The organism is Haloarchaeobius sp. FL176 (assembly GCF_024609245.1).
GTDB lineage: Archaea > Halobacteriota > Halobacteria > Halobacteriales > Natrialbaceae > Haloarchaeobius.
This window is the reverse complement of sequence record NZ_JANJYH010000002.1, coordinates 275443-292635: the sequence shown is the minus strand read 5'-3', so window position 1 is coordinate 292635 and position 17193 is coordinate 275443. Positions and strand designations below refer to the sequence as shown.

Here is a 17193-nt window from a genome sequence, read left to right as displayed (position 1 = left end):
TGCCGGGGATTCCGACCTCCCGGTGACCCCATATCCCGAAAGCGCAACGGATAAATTCGGCGTGCGGAAACGCGGTAGTGTGAGCGACAGCGAGGGCTTCCGCGTCGATATGCACGTGAAGGTGCTCGACGAAGCGGTCGTCGAGCGCGCGAAGGCAGCCGGGCTGGACGCGCTCGTGTACGCACCGCACTTCGTCAGGCTGCCCGAGATACGCGAGCGGGCCGCTACCTACAGCGACGACGAGCTGCTGGTGGTGCCGGGGCGAGAGCTGTTCACGGGGAGCTGGCACGCCCGCAAGCACGTGCTCGCGGTCGGCCTCGACGAACCGATCCCCGACTTCATCACACTGGAGGGCGCGATGCGCGAGCTCCAGCGACAGGACGCGGTCGTCCTCGCACCGCACCCCGGCTTCCTGAACGTCAGCCTGACCAGCGCCGACCTGGCGGCCTACGGCGACCGCATCCACGGCGTCGAGGCGTACAACCCGAAGCTACTCGCCCGCGCCGGGCGACGGGCGCGCCGTATCGTCGAGGAGGGTCGCTGGCCGCCGTTCGGCTCGTCGTACGCCCACCTGCGGTCAAGCGTCGGCGAGGTGTGGACCCGCTTCGAGCGGCAGGTCGAGCGGCCAGAGGACCTCGTCGACGCGCTCCGTGATGGGGCCCCGCGGACCGTCGGCCGGCGGACGGGCGTCCGCCACCAGCTCCGCCGTCTCGCGGAGTTCGCACACCTCGGCTACGAGAACTCGTGGTCGAAGATCGACCGGCTGTTCCTCCAGGGGACCGAGCCGACCCATCCGCGGCACATCGCCTACGAGGGCCGGTTCGACGACGTCGCAGTCTACTGATTCGCGCCGCCCTACACGCCCAGCGCCTGGATGCTCTGCTGGATACTACCGCCGAGTTCGAGCGTGTCCCAGGGCGTGTAGAACACGATGACGCCGACGACGAGCAGCTCGAAGCCGGTGATGACGACCGTCATCAGGTCGGCGTGCTTGCTCTTGACCGCGACGCCGATGGGCAGGCCGTACTCCTCCGGGTACGGATAGAACAGTGCGATACCACGTTTGCTCCCCATGATGTCGAGCACGTAGTGAGTGAGGACGCCGATCCAGACGAACTCCAGGTTGCCGAACACGTAGGGAAACGCGACGAACAGCCCGAGGACGGGCAGGTTGTGCAGCGTCTTCCGGTGCTTGCCGAACTCGGTGTCGACGTCCGGGAACAGCGCGCCGAGGGTGACGGGGAGGCCGACCTCCAGAATCGTGACGAACGTCGCCTCGGTGCCGGACGGTTCGAGGATGTAGCCGAGACCGATAGAGAGCAGCACGCCGTTCATCACGTGTCCCTTCTTGTTCATCGCGTCACCTCCGCCAGCAGGTCGTCGAGCGCCCGGTCGACGGTCCGCTCGCGCACGGCGTCACGGTCGCCGTCGAACTCGTAGCGCTCGACGGTCGCGTAGGAGGACCCGCTCCCCCACGGGCCAGCGTAGGCGACGCCGACGTACACCGTCCCGACCGGCGTCTCCTCGGTGCCGCCGGACGGGCCGGCGATGCCCGTCGTCGCGACGCCCCAGGTCACGTCCGCAGTGTCGCGCACGCCGCGTGCCATCTGCCGGGCGACGGGCTCGGAGACCGCGCCGTGTTCGTCGAGCGCCTCGCGGTCGACGCCGAGGAGCTGCTCCTTCGCGCCGTAGGCGTAGGTTACGAGCCCACGGTCGAAGTAGTCGGACGCGCCGGGGACCGCCGTGATTCGCGCCCCGAGCAGTCCGCCCGTACACGACTCCGCCACCGAGAGCGTCTCCCCGCGGTCGCGGAGCTCGTCGCCGAGTCGGTCCACCTGTGTCGTCATGTCCGGACCCACGCCCTCGACTGATTTGAATCGTGGGGCTAACCGACGGCCAGCTTCCGGGTCGGACAGCCGTAGCCGTTATGGTCCGTCGTGGTGACCCTTCGGCCATGGATGCCAAGCAGACGTTCAAGCTGGTCGGCTACTACCGACTGCTCTCGTGGCTGTCGTTCGGGGTCGGGATGGCGCTCGTGGGGCTCGGCGTTTATCTGGGTCTCGGCGAGACGATCTCCATCCTGGTCAACGACTTCCCGGCGGAGTTCGACCCCGCTATCGCGGCGGCGGATCCCGTCATCACCGTCGTGCTGTCGGTCGTCGGCATCGCCGTCTGGCAGATCGGCAAGTCCATCGCACTGACGCGGACGATGGCGCGTGCCATCGCAGCGGAGGACGACGGCTCGAACGACACACAGCTCAAGAGCGAGGTGCTCGACGTGGTGAACGACCAGATCTCGAGCGTCGAGAAGGACCTGCGAACGGACATCCGGGACCTCGAACGCGAGGTCGAGTCGGACGACACCGCGCCATCGGCCGGAACGAGCGTCTCGACGAGCAGCGGGGCGACCAGCACCTCGACGAGTCGCTCGAACAGGAGCACGTCAAGTTCGGACGGGAGCTCGGGCGGCGGCAGCGCTGCTGATGCCGCTGACAGCGGCTCGGGGAGCCGCCGGTCGTCCAGTCGGTCCGGGAGCGACCGGTCCAGCCGGTCGGAGCGCTCGCGGTCGTCCGGCCGGTCCGGCGGAAGCGGCTCCACCGACAGCGACGACGGCGACTCGGACGATGACGGGCGCAGCGAGCGCGCGACCGACGCCGTCTCCAGCGACGGGGAGAAGCGGTCCCGGCGGAAGCAACAGTCGGACGACGACGACCCGCTACCTTAGGCTTCGAGTATCTCGTCCTCGTCCGCCTCGGGGACGACCAGCGATCCGTCGAGCGCGGTGACGCTCCGGCCGCCCACGCGCAACGGTGCGGTGCGGGCGCGAACCTGTCCCGGGCGGTCGACGAAGTGGCCCTGTTCTATCACGACCTCGTCCGGGAACTCGTCGGCGAACGCGCCGTAGTGGTCGAGGTACGCCGTCACCGCGCCCGCACCGGTGCCACAGACCGGGTCCTCCGGGATGCCTGCACCGGGTGCGAACATCCGCGCGTGGAGCTGTGACTCGGCGCCGACGGCGTCGAATGTGAACGCGTACAGCCCCGTCGCGTCGACCTCCTCGGTCAGCTCCTCGACCGCGCCGAGGTCCGGGTCGACGTCGCCCAGATGCTCGAGGAAGTTGACAGGGACGACGAGGTAGCGCACGCCGGCCTCGGCGATGGCCAGCGGGAGGTCCGCGCCGACGTCCTGCAGCGTCGCCACGTCGATGCCGAGCGCGTCCGCCACCCGGTCGTAGGACAGCTCGACCTCCACGACAGTCGGCGTGTCCTGGTCCAGCCACACCGTCCCGTCGTCTTCGACGGTGACGTCGAGCACGCCCACGTTCGTCTCGACGGCGTACGTGCCCGGCTCGACGACGCCGTCCTCGGACAGGTGGCCGAACGTCGCCACGGTCGCGTGCCCGCAGAGGTCGACCTCGGTCGTCGGCGTGAAGTACCGCAGCCTGAAGTCGGCGCTCCCGCTCGGGTGGACGAACGCCGTCTCGGAGACCGAAAGCTCCGCCGCGACCGCCTGCATGCGCTCTGGTTCCAGCCCGTCCGCATCCGGGATGACCCCCGCCGGGTTGCCCGAGAGCGGCTCGTCGGTGAACGCGTCGACCTGCAACGCGCGATAGGTGTCCATGCCCGCGACGACGGCCGGGGCAGGTATGAAAGTGGCGTCGTCGTGAGTGCCGTCGAATTGCCGGGGGTGCAGCCGGTGAGAGCAGCCCGGCCGGGGGTGCTGGCTCGCTCGCAGACTCGAACCCCGGTCAAGAGTTTACAGTACCTGTGACCGTGCCCGCTGTCACTCCTCGCCGAGACGGACGAACATCCCCTGCGAATCGGGTGCCGTGTACTCGAAGCCCCAGCGCTCGTAGAACTCTTCCACGTCCGCCAGGAGGTTCACGTAGGCCGATTCGGGCGCAGTCTCGCGGAGATGCGTGACGAGCGCGTCGGTGATCTCGGTCCCGAGACCCCGACCCTGGTGGTCGGGGTGGACCACGATGTCGGTGAGCTGGAAGACCGTGCCGCCGTCGCCGACGACCCGGCCGATCCCGACGACGGTCCCGTCGGTATCACCGCCGTCCACCTCGTCGAACGCGACGGCCGTCACCACGTAGTAGCTGTTCGGCACCCCCTCGCGGGCGGCCTCGATGGTGCGTGTGCTCATCCCGGCCGCGTCGCGGAGTTCGACGAACCGTTCGGGGGAGGGTGGGTCCTCGTGGAGCTCGTACGTCGGAAGCTCATCGCCGTCGTCCATACTGCCGGTCCGCCCGGTCGGGCGAAAACGCTGTCGGACCACAGAGTTATAATCTAGTAGTATTACCTAGTAGTCGATGACGCAGATACGGAAAGCCCGGAACGGAGTCGTCACACCGGCCATGCAGCGCGTGGCCGAGCGAGAGGGCGTCGAGCCGGAGTTCGTCCGCCAGCAGGTCGCAGACGGGCAGGCGGTGATTCCGGCGAACGTCCACCACGAGTCGCTGGACCCGATGATTATCGGCCGCGACTTCTCGACGAAGGTCAACGCGAACATCGGCAACAGCGACACCACGAGCAGTATCGAGGAGGAGCGCCGCAAGCTCCACGTCGCGGTGAGCCACGGCGCGGACACGGTGATGGACCTCTCGACCGGCGAGGACCTCGACCGCATCCGCGAGGACAACGTCGAGCGCTCGCCGGTGCCCATCGGGACTGTCCCCCTGTACGAGGCGCTGAAGCAGGCGGGCTCGCCCGAGGACATCACGCCCGAGATACTGCTCTCGGTCATCGAGAAGCAGGCGGAGCAGGGCGTCGACTACATGACCATCCACGCCGGCATCCTGATGGAGCACCTCCCGCTGACCGACGGGCGCGTGACGGGCATCGTCTCTCGTGGCGGCTCCATCCTGGCGTCGTGGATGGAGGCAAACGGCGAACAGAACCCGCTCTTTACGCACTTCGAGGAGATCTGCGAGATATTCGCCGAGCACGACGTGACGTTCAGCCTCGGGGACAGCCTCCGACCCGGCTCGGTCGCCGACGCCTGCGACGAGGCGCAGTACGCCGAGCTCGACACCCTCGGGGAGCTGACCAGCGTCGCCTGGGACCATGACGTGCAGGTGATGGTGGAGGGACCGGGCCACGTGCCGATGCACAAGGTTGCCGAGAACGTCGAGCGCCAGCAGGAGGTCTGCGACGGCGCACCGTTCTACGTACTCGGCCCGCTCGTCACCGACATCGCGCCGGGCTACGACCACATCACGAGCGCCATCGGAGCGGCGATGGCCGCAGAGGCGGGGGCCGCGATGCTCTGCTACGTCACCCCGAAGGAGCACCTCGGCCTGCCCGAGGAGGAGGACGTGAAAGATGGGCTGGCGGCGTACCGCATCGCCGCCCACTCCGCCGACATCGCGAACGACCACCCCGGCGCACGGGACTGGGACGACGCCCTCTCGTCGGCCCGCTACGAGTTCGACTGGCGCGAGCAGTTCGACCTCGCGCTCGACCCCGAGCGCGCCCGGGAGTTCCACGACCAGAGCCTCCCGGGTGACAACTACAAGGACGCCCGGTTCTGCTCGATGTGCGGCGCGGAGTTCTGCTCGATGCGCATCGACCAGGACGCCCGCGACGGCAGCGAGCGCGAGCGCGACGTCGACATTCCGGACCTCGACGAGAGCAGGGCTGCCGAGGTGAACCGCCCACCAGTGGGCACGCACGACGCGAGCGCGGCGGCCGACCGTATCGTCGAGCGCGCGACCGGCGACGACTAACTGTCAGAGTTCTTCTCGAAAATCCCTTCGCCACAGTCTTTTGTTCGTTCCGGAGAAGTTGGAAGCATGGACACGCCCACCCGCCGTCGCCTCCTGGCCGCGCTGTCGGCCACGGCGGCGACCGCCCTCTCCGGCTGTTCGAGCGACGACGGTGCAGGGACCGAGACACCAACCCAGACGCCGACGGGGACCCCCACCGCGACGAGGACACCCACGGCGACCGAGGAGCGGACCACGAGCGAGGAGGAGACCGTCGACCCGGCCGCACTCCGGACCGAGGCGCGCGAGCTGACCGTCGCGCTCGCCGACGGCGAGTTCGAGCGCGTCTCGGACGCCCTCACCGACGAGGCCGCCGAGGTACTCACGCCCGAGCGCCTCGAAGGCGCCTGGCAGCAGGCCACCGGCGACCGTGGCACGTTCCGGGCCATCGCGAACGTCACCCACGCCGAGAACGACGACGGGACCCACGTCGTCCTGGTCGGAGCCACGTTCGAGGGGGGCGTCCTGAACTTCCGCTGGGGCTTCGACGCCAGCGGTGAGCCGAACAGCCTGTTCATCCAGCCGCCACAGGGCGAGTACAGCCCCCCGGAGTACGTCGACCAGTCCGCCTTCGAGGAGACCGAACTCACTCTCCCCTCCCCGGCCTGCGACCTCGGCGCGACGCTCTCGCTGCCGACCGGCGACGACCCCGTGCCGGGCGTCGTCCTCGTCCACGGGAGCGGCCCGAACGACCGCGACGTGACAATCGGCCCGAACAAAGTCTTCCGCGACCTCGCTCACGGCCTCGCCACCCGGGGCTACGCGGTCCTCCGGTACGACAAGCGCACCTACGCCTGCGACGTGAGCGTTACCGACGACGTGACCATCGACGACGTGACCGTCGACGACGCCGTCACCGCCGTCGAGCGCCTCCGCGAGGAGGAGCGCGTCTCCGCGGTCCACGTCGCCGGCCACAGCCAGGGCGGGCTCGCCGCGCCGCGCATCGCCCGGTGCGCCGACGCCGACGGGATGGCACTGCTCGCCGGCCCCGCCGGCAAGCTCTGGGAGCTGCTCCCGATGCAGAACCGCCACATCTTCGGGCTCGACGGCGAGATCAGCGACGCCGAACAGCGTCGTATCGACGACATCGCCGCCCAGGTCGAGCGCATCTCGAACGGGAACTTCTCCGAGGACGAGGACGTCCTCGGCTACGACGGGAGCTTCTGGGCCAGCCTTCGCGCGTACGACCAGACCGCCGTCGCCGCCGACCTCGACATCCCGACCATCGTCCAGCAGGGCGAACGCGACTTCCAGGTCCCGCCGTCGGACATCGAGGACTGGAAGGCCGCCATCGGCGACCGCGGCACCTATCACAGCTACCCGTCGCTCGACCACCTGCTGTTCGCCGGCTCCGGTCCGTCCAGCCTCGCCAAGTACTACGAACCGAACAACGTCGACGTCGACGTCGTCGCCGACCTCGACGCCTGGCTGGCCGCGCAGTGACCGGTGGCACGTGGCGGGCCGTCGTGACAGCCAACAGCAGAAACAGGTAGAACGGCCGAGAGCGAGTTACTCGTACTCGATGGTCGCGGGCGGCTTGTGCGTCACGTCGTAGACGACGCGGGAGACGTTGTCGTGGCCGGCCGTGATGCGGGACTGGATGCGCTGGAGCGTGTCCCAGTCGACCTCCTGGGCGCGGGCGGTCATGCCGTCGCGGGACTCGACCGAGCGGACGGCGACGACCCAGCCGTGGACGCGGTTGTCGCCCTTGACGCCGGTGGCCTTGCCGAGGACGGCCGCGAGCGCCTGCCACGGCTCGTGTTCCGCCAGCTCCTCCTCGACGACGTGGTTGGCCATGCGGGCCACGTCGAGCTTCTCCTCGGTGACTTCGCCGATGATGCGGACGGCGAGCCCGGGACCGGGGAACGGCATCCGTTCGGAGACGAGCTCGTCGAGGTCGAGCGCGCGGGCGACCTCGCGGACCTCGTCCTTGTAGAGGTCGCGCATCGGCTCGACGATGCCGTCGAAGTCGACGACCTCGGGGAGCCCGCCGACGTTGTGGTGCGACTTGATGGTGCCCTCGCTCTCGATGCGGTCCGGGTAGATGGTGCCCTGCACGAGGTAGTCCGCGTCCACGTCCCTGGCGACCGTCTCGAACTCGCGGATGAACTGCTCGCCGATGACGTGGCGCTTCTCCTCGGGGTCCGTGACGCCCTCGAGCTCGTCGAGGAACCGCTCGCGTGCGTCGACGATGCGGAGCGAGTCCATGTAGTCGAACGTCTCGCGGATCTCCTCGGTCTCGCCCTTGCGCATCAGCCCGGTGTCGACGTAGACCGGCGTCAGCTGGTCGCCGATGGCCTCGTAGGCGAGTGCGGCGGCGGTCGAGGAGTCGACCCCGCCCGACAGCGCGATGACCGCGTTCGCGTCGCCGACCGCCTCGGCGATCTCGTCGACCTTCTCGTCGATGAACTCGTCGACGTTCACCATCAGGCGGTCACCTCCTCACCGTCGACACCGTTGTCTGCACCGTCGACGCCGGCCAGCTCCATCACGGCCTCCAGCAGCCCGACGAACGGCGGCGACGCCCGGCCGGGACGGGAACGGAACTCGGGGTGGAACTGCGTCCCGAGGAAGTACGGGTGGTCCTCGTACTCCAGAATCTCCATGCGGTTGCCCGCACGACCGGAGAAGACGAGCGGCGTCTCCGCGAAGTCCTCGAAGTACTCGGGGTTGACCTCGTAGCGGTGCCGGTGGCGCTCCGTGCAGGCCGACGCGTCGTACACCGCCTCGGCGAGCGTGCCGGGGGTGATGTCGGTCTGGTGTGCGCCGAGCCGCATCGTCCCGCCCATGTCCGAGACCTCGTACTGCTCGGGCAGGATGTCGATGACGGGGTTCGACGTCTCCGGGTCCATCTCGGCGCTGTGGGCGTCCTCGTAGCCGAGGACGTCGCGGGCGATCTCGACGACGGCCATCTGGAAGCCGAGACAGAGCCCCAGGAAGGGCACGTCGTGCTCGCGGGCGTACCGGATGGCGTGTATCTTCCCCTCGGTGCCCCGGGAGCCGAAGCCGCCCGGGACGACGATGCCGTCGGCGGACTCCAGCCGCTCGCGGTGGGTGCCGTCGGTGTCGTCGTTGACCATCTCGTCGGAGTCGACCCAGACGACGTTCACGTCGACGCCCTTCGCGAGTCCGGCGTGTTTCAGCGACTCGTTGACGCTCATGTACGCGTCCTCGAGGTCGTACTTGCCGACGAGGGCGATGTCGACCTCGCCCTCGAGGTCGCGGGTGACGAGCTCCCGCCAGGTGTTCTCGCGCTTCTCCTCGGGCAGCGCCTTCGCGTCGAGGTTGAGTCGGTCCATCACGTAGCTGTCGAGGCCCTCCTCCTCGACGACCAGCGGGACGTGGTAGATGTCCTCGACGTCCGGGTTCGAGAACACGGCGTCGGTCGGCACGTCACAGAACAGGGCGATCTTCTCCTTCGTCTCGGCGTCGAGGGGGTCGTCACAGCGCCCGACCAGTACGTCGGGCTGGAGCCCGATGCTGCGCAGTTCCTTGACCGAGTGCTGGGTCGGCTTGGTCTTCTGCTCGCCGTTCTTCGAGTACGGCACCAGCGTCACGTGGGTCAGGAGGAAGTCCTCCTCGTCCTCCTCGTGGGCGAACTGGCGCAGCGCCTCGAGGTACGGCATCCCCTCGATGTCGCCGACGGTGCCACCGACCTCGACGATGCAGACGTCGGTGCCCTCGGCGGCCTCGCGCACCCGGCGCTTGATGTCGTCGGTGACGTGCGGGATGATCTGGACGGTCTTGCCGAGGTAGTCGCCCGCGCGCTCCTTCTCGATGACGTGCTTGTACGTCTTGCCCGTGGTGACGTTGTGGTCGAACGTCATGTCCTCGTCGAGGAAGCGCTCGTAGTTCCCCAGGTCGAGGTCGACCTCGCCGCCGTCCTTGAGGACGTACACCTCCCCGTGCTGGTAGGGGTTCATCGTCCCGGCGTCGACGTTGAGGTACGGGTCGATCTTGACCGCGGTCACGTCGAACCCCGCGTTCTTCAGTAGTCTGCCTGTGCTCGCGGCCGTGATACCCTTGCCCAGCCCGGACATCACGCCGCCCGTCACGAAGATGAATTTGTTCCCGAGTGTGGGGTCGTACCCCGTTTCGGAATCGGTCGGCATACCGATGGTGCGCGGGGGCGGATGAAAACGATTTCGGAGGGCGGCCGGCGTTGTGAGGGCGTGTCGATGAGGCGAAACAACACACACCGGGACCGCTGCGACGGGCGCGAACCCGCAGCGGATGCCACACGGCCACTTCGCCATCTTCCCGGAAGGGGACTACCGTGGCGGACGCAACATCTGAATCGGCAAGAACGGTAACTGTATCTGGGTCGGCGAGGGACACGCTTCCAACTGGTGTACGTGGGTCTGTGGCCCCAACGGCGGGCCTCCGAGCCTCGCAGACCGGCGTCCCGCTCGTCTGACCCGACATGCCCGGGCAAGACCGTCCGTTCGACCCGACGCACACCCTCGTCCTCGCGACGAGTGGCGACGCAACCGCCGAGGCGAGTGCGATGGCGACCGCGGTCCGGGCGGTGCTGGACCACGCCGACACCGTCACCCTGCATCTCGACCCCGGAGCGCTCGCGTCGGACCACCCTGAACTCGCCGCGGAACTCCGGGCCGCAACCGAGCAGGTCGACGATGGCGTCCGCCGTGCATCCGTCGACCGCGTCCGGGAGCCCCTCGCCGCCCTTCTCGACCTGGTGGACGTCCACCGGTTCGTCACGCTCGAACGCCTGGACGCGTCACGGGACGGACGGCAGGTCCTCCACTACGTCCCGGACCATACGACGTTCGAGGTGGACGCCACGGCGGCCGAGGGAGTCGTCGACGCCGTCTCACGTGCCGTCGCCGACGAGCCCGCAAGTCTGCTCCCGGCGACGGTGCTCGCGGACTGGGACGTGGACGGTACCCAGTACGAGCTGGCGCCCCCGTCGCTCTGTGTCGACGGCGCGACCTGCTTCGGCCTCGGCCCGCTCGACCGGGTCGCGTTCGACGACGCGGACCGCACCATCCGACTGACGTGGGCCGCCGGTGACGGGCTGCTCGCGACCGCCGGTGAACTCCTGGGCCCGAACAGGCCCGAGCGGTTCGAGTTCGACTCGGCGAATCGGTACGTGCACGTCGCAGAAGCGTTCGAGACCGTCGCAGACGCGCTCGGGGCCGACCGGGAGACGACGGAACGGCGGTGACCGAGAGGCCGTTCAGTCGCTGGAGTCTGCGATACCGCCACCGACTGACGTCCCTTCGCCGGTCTCGGTCGCGTGCGGGAGCGGCTCGCTCTCCCAGTACTCGTGGTCCTCGTCGACACGGAAGCAGGCGGCCTCGTGCCGCTCACCGGTGTCGTAGTCCGGAGGCAGTTCCTTCGTACACGCGTCGCGAGCGTGCGGACAGCGCGTGTGGAACCGGCATCCCGGCGGCGGGTTTCGCGGCGAGGGTACGTCGCCCTCCAGCGTGCCGCCACGGCGGCCGTACTCGTCGACCGACGCACGGGGGACGCTGTCCAGCAGCGCCTGCGTGTACGGGTGCTGGGGGTTCTCGAATATCTGGTCGACCGGCCCGGTCTCGACGATCTTGCCGAGGTACATCACCGCCACGCGGTCGGAGATGTGCCGGACGACGCTCAGGTCGTGGGCGACGAACAGGTACGTCAGCCCGAACTCCTCCTGCAGGTCCTCCAGCAGGTTGAGCACCTGCGCCTGCACCGATACGTCGAGCGCCGACACCGGCTCGTCGAGGACGACGAACTCCGGATCGAGGGCGAGGGCGCGAGCGATGCCGATGCGCTGGCGCTGTCCGCCGGAGAACTCGTGGGGGTACCGGTCGGCGTGTCGCGCCGACAGCCCCACGCGTTCGAGCAGGTCCTTCGCACGCTCGGTGCGCTCCGCGCCGCCGGCCAGGCTGTGGATTCGTAGTCCCTCGGTGACAATCTCGCCGACGGTCATCCGCGGGTCCAGGCTCGAGAACGGGTCCTGGAAGACGATCTGGGCGTCCTGCCGGAACACCTTGCGCTCGGACCCGGTCATCCGGAACACGTCGTGACCCTTGAAGCGGACCGAGCCGCCGGTCGCCTCGCGCAGGCCGAGCAGCGTCTCGCTGGTCGTCGACTTGCCACAGCCCGACTCACCGACGAGTCCGAGTGTCTCTCCCTCCTGCACCTCGAAGGAGACGCCGTCGACCGCACGGACCGCCGTCGGGTCCCTGCCGAGCACGCGGTCGAACAGCGTGTCGTTCTCGTAGTAGTACTTCTCGAGGTCCTCGACCTCGACGAGCGATCCGTCGTACTCCTCGTCGTCCGTCTCTCCGTCGAAGCTCATTCTCCATCACCTCCCTCGAAGTGTGACTCGTCGAGCGCTCGTTCGGGGTCGTACTCGCCGTCGGCGAGCACGCACCGGGCCGTGTGTCCCTGCTCCCCCTCGACTGCCCGTTCCTCGGGGTGCTCCAGACAGGACTCCATGGCCTTCGGACACCGGTCGGCGAAGTAACACCGGTCGGGCATCTCGCTGTCGATCAGGTTCGGCACGTTCCCCTCGATGGGTTCGAGCCGCGGTGCCGGGTCGTCGACGTCCGGGATGGAGCCGAGCAGCCCCTGCGTGTAGGGGTGGGTCGGCTCGTCGAACACCGCCTCGAGCGACCCGCGCTCGACGATCTCGCCGGCGTACATCACGCCGACGCGGTCGCACATCCGCGCGATGACCCCGAGGTCGTGCGTGATGAGCACGACGCTCATCCCGCGGTCCTGCTGGATGTCCCGGAGCAGGTCGAGGATCTGTGCCTGGATGGTCACGTCGAGCGCGGTCGTCGGCTCGTCGGCGAACAGCACGTCGGGCTCGCCGGCGAGCGCCTGGGCGACCATCGCTCGCTGGAGCATCCCACCGGAGAACTGGTGAGGGTACTCCTCGGCGCGCTCGACCGGGTCGGGGATACCGACCTGGTCCAGCAGCTCGACGGCGCGCTCGCGACTCTCGTCGCTGGTGTACTCTCGTCCGGGGACGACACTGTCGAAGAGGAGCTTCCCGAGCCCGTAGCCCTGCGTCCGCGAGCGGGTGCTGCGCGGGTTCGCCGACGCGCGGCGCTGGACCTCGACGGCCTCGGCGATCTGCTCGCCGACGGTCAGCGACGGGTTGAAGCTGCTCATCGGGTCCTGGAAGATCATGCTGAACTTCGGCCCGCGGAGCGAGCGGCGGACGCCCTTCGGGAGCTGCCGGAGGTCGACGAAGTCCCCGTCGACCGCGTCCGGGCTCTCCCCGCGGAACTCCTCGGCGAGTTCGGCATCGCGGAGCCACACCTCGCCGCCGGTCACCTCCCCGGGCGAGTCGACGAGGTCGATGGCCGACAGCGCGGTCACCGACTTGCCCGACCCCGACTCGCCGACGATGCCGAGTATCTCGTTGTCGCGCACGTCGAACGACACCGACTCGACGGCGTTGACCTGGCCCTCCTCGGTGTAGAACCGGGTCGTCAGGTCCTCGACGCGGAGCAGGTCGTCACGGTGGCCAGTGTGGCTCATACGCCACCCTCCCCCTCGATACCGGGGTCGAGGGCGTCCCTGAGCCAGTCACCGACGAGGTTCAACCCGATGACGGTGATGACGATGGCCAGTCCCGGCATGGCGGATATCCACCACGCAGTGGACTGGTACTTCCTGCCGAGCGCGATGTCGAAGCCCCAGGAGATGTTCGCCGAGGAGAACCCGAGGAACGACAGCGAACTCTCCAGCAGGATGATCGCCGCGATCTGGATGGTCCCGAGCACGAGGATGGGCGTGATAGCGTTCGGGAGCACGTGCCGGAACATGATGGTCGCGTCGTTCGCACCGAGGGCGCGTGCCGCCTTCACGTACGACTCCTCGCGGAGGCTGAGCGCCTCGCCACGGGCGACGCGAGCGAACCACACCCAGTTGACGAGCGCGACGACCACGATGATTGTTCCCGGCAACACCGTGCTCTCGGGCATCCCCGTCGGGAGCCCGAGGGCGGAGCGGAACGCCGGTGCCACCCCCGTCACGACGAACGGGTCCGGGATGGACTGTTCGAGCGCGTCGTCGAGCACGCCGATGAGCGCGATGGCGAGCACGATGGAAGGGAACGCGAGCATGACGTCGGCGCTACGCATCAGCATGTCGTCGACCTTCCCGCGGTAGTAGCCCGCGACGAGACCGACGGTGACGCCAACGAACATCGCGAGCCCCGTCCCGAGGAAGCCGACGAGCAGGGACACCCGTGCTCCGTATATCAGCCGGGAGAGGATGTCACGGCCGGTCCCGTCGGTTCCCAGCGGGTGGTCCCACGTCGCGTTCTCGTAGACGGTCCGGTTCTCGGTGACGATCTGACCGTCCTCGAAGACGACGCTACCGTTCTCCTGCACCGGGACCTCCTGCGTCGACGCCTTCTCGAAGCCGATCGGCGGCTGGCGTGACTCGTTCAGGTTCTGCGTGCCCGGCCTGTCCGGTGCGACGAACGGCGCGAAGATCGCCGCCAGCAGCACGACGACGACGATGGCGATGCCGACCTTGGCGAGGGCGTTCCGGTTCAGTCCGCGCTTCAGACTGCGGAGTGTACGTGGCGATATCATCAGTCGAATCCCACCCGCGGGTTCACGAGCGTGTACAGCGTGTCGACGACGATGTTCACGACGACGAAGCCGACGGAGATGACGATGAGCGAACCCTGCACCATCGGCCAGTCACGGGAGTTGATGCTGTTGATGAGCACCTGTCCCAGCCCGGGCCAGTCGAAGACGAACTCGGTGATGACCGCACCACCGACGAGCGTCCCGAGCTGGAGCCCGACGACCGTGATGATGGGGATGAGCGTGTTCCGGAGCACGTGCTTGTAGCGCACGAGCGACTCCGGCAGCCCCTTCGCCCGCGAGGCCCGGACGTACGTCTTGCCGAGCTCGTCGAGCATCCCACTCCGCGTCAGTCGCGTGATGAGCGCCGTGAAGTACGTCCCGAGCGTGATCGCTGGGAGTGTGATGTACCACAGCCAGGTCAGGAAGCCGTCGCCAGCGGCCTCGAGCTGTCCCGCCAGCAGCAGGTCGAAGATGCCCGGGACACCGATTGCGCGCTGGCTCGTCGGGAACAGGTTGAACTGCACCGACAGGACGATGATGAGCATCACGCCGAGCCAGAAGTTCGGCGTCGAGATGCCCGCCAGCGAGAACAACGTGGCCCCGTAGTCCGGACCACTGTGGCGGTTCGTCGCGCTGACGACGCCGAGCGGGATGGCGATGATGATGGCGACGACCGTCGCCATGATGGCGAGTTCGAGCGTCGCCGGCAGGCTGCGGCCCACTCGGGATGCGACGGACGTGCCCGTAGTCAGTGACGTGCCGAGGCCGAGGCCGCCGACGGGCTGTCCCATCACGATGTTGTACAACCCCTCGGGGACGCCGGCGGCGATACCGGTGACGAAATCCCAGTACTGGACGTACAGTGGCTCGTTGAGCCCGAGGTCGGCGACGACCTGCTGTCTGACTTCCGGGTTGACGTCGGGAGGCAACAACACGTTCGCCGGGTCACCGGGGGCGATGACGCGCAGGCCGAACACGATAGTAATCACTCCCCAGACCACGAACACGCCCTGCAGTAGTCGCTTTATCAAAAACCGGGCGAGGGACATACGAGCTTACGCCTGGCTCATCGCGTACGCGTCGATACGCTCGTCGGAGCGAGGCTCCCACGAGACGCGGCCACTGACGCCGTAGACGCTGTACTGTTGGTTGAGGAAGATCCACGGTGCCTCGTCGTGGGCGAGTGCGTTGGCCTGCTCCAGTGCGGTGAGGCGCTCGTCGCCCGTGGTGTTGCCGGCCGTCTCCAGGTGGGAGTCGAACTCCTCGTTGCTCCAGGACGTGAGCGCGCCGTTGCTCGAGAGCAGCGCGGTCATGACCAGCGCACCTTCGAACGTCGCCTCACCCCAGCCGATGAGGTACCACGGCGGCTTGTCCTCGATGTTGCCAGTCAGGAGCTCGTCGACGAGCGAGCCGAAGTCGCGCTGGTTCACCGTCGCGGTGACGTTCGGCAGTTCGTCGATGTAGCCCGCGACCGCCTGGGCGATCTCGAGGTCCTTGAGGTACCGCCCGACGGGCGTGTTGAGTTCGATCTCGACGCCGGCGTGACCGGACTCGTCGACGAGCCGCTCGGCCTCGTCGGGGTCGTACGAGTACGGGCCGATATCGTCGTTGTGCCCGACGAACTCGGGCAGGGTCGGCTGGCCCGTCTGGGCACCGAAGCCGCCGAGCACGTTCGAGACGATGCTCTCCAGGTCGATGGCGTAGTTCATCGCCTGCCGGAACTGCTTGGAGGAGAACGGCTCGACGTCGTAGCGCATCGCGTTGTAGATGATGCGCGTACTCGGTGCTGCGGCGACGCTCCCGGCGTCGCTGTTGTTGATGCGGTTGACCTCCTGGGGCGGGACGTTGACGATGATGTCCGTCTCGTTCTGGAGCAGCTGGTTGACGCGCGTGCTCGACTCGGCCGCCGAGGTGAACGTGAGCTCGGACACCTCGGCCGGGTCGTCCCAGTACTCCTCGTAGCGCGTGAGGACAACCGACTCGTCCTGCGTGTAGCTGTCGAGCTTGAACGGCCCGGTACCGTTCATCGCCTGACCGATCTCGGACTTCGAGCGGTCCTCGACCCAGGACTGCTGCATGATGTCGCAGTACGTCGCGAACTCGGAGAACACGATGGGGTTCAGCCCGTCGAGGGTGACACGGACCGTCGTGTCGTCGGGCGCGCTCGCGCCGGACACGCCCGCGAGTTGGTCGCTCTGCGGGCTGGCGAAGCCAACCTCCTCGTCGACGATGCGGTTGATACTGTACGCAGCGTCGCCGGCCACGAACGTGTCGCCGTTGTGGAACGTCACCTCCTCGCGAACCTGGAATTCCACCGCTTGCTCGCCCTCGATGCGCGACCAGTCCGTCGCCAGCGCGGGCTGTGCCGCGCCGGCCGCGTCACGAGTGATGAGGCCCTCGTACGCGTGGAGCATCACCACGTCGGTCGGCGTCTCGCGGTGGTCGTGCGGGTCGAGGCCGGTGGGCATGTTGCCCTGCGTGACGGTCACCGGGAAGTCCGGCAGCTCCATGTCGCCGTCGTCGGTGTCGGTCCCGTCACCGCCATCTTCGGTCCCGTCCATCTCGGTGTCTGCCGGGGTGTCGGTCCCGTCACCGTCGTCCCCACCGCCGAGGCAGCCAGCGAGAGATGCCGTGACCGCTGCGCCACCGGCGTACTTCAGAAAGCCGCGTCGATTGGTACCAGTCTGAGGCATGCATCTTACTACCAAACAACGACTTATAAAACCACCCTTGCCAACAGTTATCTCGAGAGCGAACGATAGCCGGACCGTACCCGAGCGTAGGGGGAGTCGTCGTCGCTCGACGCTGGTTCGATAGAAGCACTTAAATACAGACGTTGGCTGAGTGTCTCAC

16 protein-coding genes are annotated in these 17193 nt (G+C 68.1%); 5 read left to right on the top strand and 11 right to left on the bottom strand.

Features of this window, described 5'->3' with window-relative positions; genetic code table 11:
• Positions 1-109: 109 nt before the first annotated feature.
• Positions 110-844, top strand: a complete 735-nt coding sequence (locus tag NO978_RS04660) for a PHP-associated domain-containing protein (RefSeq protein WP_257298645.1) — start codon at positions 110-112, stop codon at positions 842-844.
• A gap of 11 nt (positions 845-855) precedes the next feature.
• Here NO978_RS04660 and NO978_RS04655 read toward each other — a convergent pair whose 3' ends face one another.
• Together NO978_RS04655 and NO978_RS04650 are read right to left on the bottom strand one after the other, a co-directional pair.
• Entirely contained in the window at positions 856-1356 is a 501-nt protein-coding gene (locus tag NO978_RS04655; protein WP_257298362.1) for a metal-dependent hydrolase, read from the bottom strand.
• The gene (locus NO978_RS04650; RefSeq protein WP_257298361.1) at positions 1353-1847 is read right to left on the bottom strand and encodes a CinA family protein; all 495 of its coding nucleotides are present in this window, start codon (positions 1845-1847) and stop codon (positions 1353-1355) included. The genes NO978_RS04655 and NO978_RS04650 overlap by 4 nt, the downstream gene beginning before the upstream one ends.
• A gap of 107 nt (positions 1848-1954) precedes the next feature.
• Between NO978_RS04650 and NO978_RS04645 the strand changes: the two genes are divergently transcribed.
• A complete protein-coding gene (locus NO978_RS04645; protein WP_257298360.1) occupies positions 1955-2725 on the top strand; it encodes a hypothetical protein in 771 nt (256 codons plus the stop codon).
• On the opposite strand, the gene NO978_RS04640 is transcribed toward NO978_RS04645, so the two are convergent.
• Together NO978_RS04640 and NO978_RS04635 are read right to left on the bottom strand one after the other, a co-directional pair.
• Positions 2722-3621, bottom strand: a complete 900-nt coding sequence (locus NO978_RS04640; protein WP_257298359.1) for a PhzF family phenazine biosynthesis protein — start codon at positions 3619-3621, stop codon at positions 2722-2724. The two genes, NO978_RS04645 and NO978_RS04640, sit on opposite strands and share 4 nt — an antisense overlap.
• A 162-nt stretch (positions 3622-3783) precedes the next feature.
• Positions 3784-4239: a GNAT family N-acetyltransferase gene (locus tag NO978_RS04635; RefSeq protein WP_257298357.1), complete on the bottom strand. Its 456-nt coding sequence runs from the start codon at positions 4237-4239 to the stop codon at positions 3784-3786.
• Between the two features lie 76 nt (positions 4240-4315).
• Between NO978_RS04635 and thiC the strand changes: the two genes are divergently transcribed.
• Together thiC and NO978_RS04625 are read left to right on the top strand one after the other, a co-directional pair.
• Entirely contained in the window at positions 4316-5731 is a 1416-nt protein-coding gene (thiC, locus tag NO978_RS04630) for a phosphomethylpyrimidine synthase ThiC (RefSeq protein ID WP_257298356.1), read from the top strand.
• Between the two features lie 66 nt (positions 5732-5797).
• Positions 5798-7213, top strand: a complete 1416-nt coding sequence (locus tag NO978_RS04625) for an alpha/beta fold hydrolase (protein WP_257298355.1) — start codon at positions 5798-5800, stop codon at positions 7211-7213.
• A 66-nt stretch (positions 7214-7279) separates the two neighbouring features.
• On the opposite strand, the gene guaA is transcribed toward NO978_RS04625, so the two are convergent.
• Together guaA and NO978_RS04615 are read right to left on the bottom strand one after the other, a co-directional pair.
• A complete protein-coding gene (guaA, locus tag NO978_RS04620; protein ID WP_257298354.1) occupies positions 7280-8197 on the bottom strand; it encodes a glutamine-hydrolyzing GMP synthase in 918 nt (305 codons plus the stop codon).
• Complete coding sequence (locus tag NO978_RS04615; protein ID WP_257298353.1) at positions 8197-9882, bottom strand: CTP synthase; 1686 nt, start codon at positions 9880-9882, stop codon at positions 8197-8199. The genes guaA and NO978_RS04615 overlap by 1 nt, the downstream gene beginning before the upstream one ends.
• Before the next feature lie 311 nt (positions 9883-10193).
• Here NO978_RS04615 and NO978_RS04610 point away from each other — a divergent pair, with 311 nt between their 5' ends.
• Entirely contained in the window at positions 10194-10958 is a 765-nt protein-coding gene (locus NO978_RS04610; RefSeq protein ID WP_257298352.1) for a hypothetical protein, read from the top strand.
• A 12-nt stretch (positions 10959-10970) separates the two neighbouring features.
• Here NO978_RS04610 and NO978_RS04605 read toward each other — a convergent pair whose 3' ends face one another.
• From NO978_RS04605 to NO978_RS04585, 5 genes are read right to left on the bottom strand one after another with little or no spacing between them, the layout of a single operon-like run.
• The gene (locus tag NO978_RS04605; protein ID WP_257298351.1) at positions 10971-12083 is read right to left on the bottom strand and encodes an ABC transporter ATP-binding protein; all 1113 of its coding nucleotides are present in this window, start codon (positions 12081-12083) and stop codon (positions 10971-10973) included.
• A complete protein-coding gene (locus NO978_RS04600) occupies positions 12080-13276 on the bottom strand; it encodes an ABC transporter ATP-binding protein (RefSeq protein ID WP_257298350.1) in 1197 nt (398 codons plus the stop codon). The genes NO978_RS04605 and NO978_RS04600 overlap by 4 nt, the downstream gene beginning before the upstream one ends.
• On the bottom strand, positions 13273-14340 hold the full coding sequence (locus NO978_RS04595) for an ABC transporter permease (RefSeq protein ID WP_257298349.1): 1068 nt from the start codon (positions 14338-14340) through the stop codon (positions 13273-13275). The genes NO978_RS04600 and NO978_RS04595 overlap by 4 nt, the downstream gene beginning before the upstream one ends.
• Positions 14340-15389: an ABC transporter permease gene (locus NO978_RS04590; protein WP_257298348.1), complete on the bottom strand. Its 1050-nt coding sequence runs from the start codon at positions 15387-15389 to the stop codon at positions 14340-14342. Before NO978_RS04590 ends, NO978_RS04595 begins: the two co-directional genes overlap by 1 nt.
• 6 nt (positions 15390-15395) lie before the next feature.
• Entirely contained in the window at positions 15396-17033 is a 1638-nt protein-coding gene (locus NO978_RS04585) for an ABC transporter substrate-binding protein (RefSeq protein WP_257298347.1), read from the bottom strand.
• Positions 17034-17193: the final 160 nt, after the last annotated feature.

Bases quoted from the DNA above. Each gene is read 5' to 3' on its own strand.
- NO978_RS04660 (WP_257298645.1), top strand. From the start codon at position 110: ATGCACGTGAAGGTGCTCGACGAAGCGGTCGTCGAGCGCGCGAAGGCA.
- NO978_RS04655 (WP_257298362.1), bottom strand. From the start codon at position 1,356: ATGAACAAGAAGGGACACGTGATGAACGGCGTGCTGCTCTCTATCGGT.
- NO978_RS04650 (WP_257298361.1), bottom strand. From the start codon at position 1,847: ATGACGACACAGGTGGACCGACTCGGCGACGAGCTCCGCGACCGCGGG.
- NO978_RS04645 (WP_257298360.1), top strand. From the start codon at position 1,955: ATGGATGCCAAGCAGACGTTCAAGCTGGTCGGCTACTACCGACTGCTC.
- NO978_RS04640 (WP_257298359.1), bottom strand. From the start codon at position 3,621: ATGGACACCTATCGCGCGTTGCAGGTCGACGCGTTCACCGACGAGCCG.
- NO978_RS04635 (WP_257298357.1), bottom strand. From the start codon at position 4,239: ATGGACGACGGCGATGAGCTTCCGACGTACGAGCTCCACGAGGACCCA.
- thiC (WP_257298356.1), top strand. From the start codon at position 4,316: ATGACGCAGATACGGAAAGCCCGGAACGGAGTCGTCACACCGGCCATG.
- NO978_RS04625 (WP_257298355.1), top strand. From the start codon at position 5,798: ATGGACACGCCCACCCGCCGTCGCCTCCTGGCCGCGCTGTCGGCCACG.
- guaA (WP_257298354.1), bottom strand. From the start codon at position 8,197: ATGGTGAACGTCGACGAGTTCATCGACGAGAAGGTCGACGAGATCGCC.
- NO978_RS04615 (WP_257298353.1), bottom strand. From the start codon at position 9,882: ATGCCGACCGATTCCGAAACGGGGTACGACCCCACACTCGGGAACAAA.
- NO978_RS04610 (WP_257298352.1), top strand. From the start codon at position 10,194: ATGCCCGGGCAAGACCGTCCGTTCGACCCGACGCACACCCTCGTCCTC.
- NO978_RS04605 (WP_257298351.1), bottom strand. From the start codon at position 12,083: ATGAGCTTCGACGGAGAGACGGACGACGAGGAGTACGACGGATCGCTC.
- NO978_RS04600 (WP_257298350.1), bottom strand. From the start codon at position 13,276: ATGAGCCACACTGGCCACCGTGACGACCTGCTCCGCGTCGAGGACCTG.
- NO978_RS04595 (WP_257298349.1), bottom strand. From the start codon at position 14,340: ATGATATCGCCACGTACACTCCGCAGTCTGAAGCGCGGACTGAACCGG.
- NO978_RS04590 (WP_257298348.1), bottom strand. From the start codon at position 15,389: ATGTCCCTCGCCCGGTTTTTGATAAAGCGACTACTGCAGGGCGTGTTC.
- NO978_RS04585 (WP_257298347.1), bottom strand. From the start codon at position 17,033: ATGCCTCAGACTGGTACCAATCGACGCGGCTTTCTGAAGTACGCCGGT.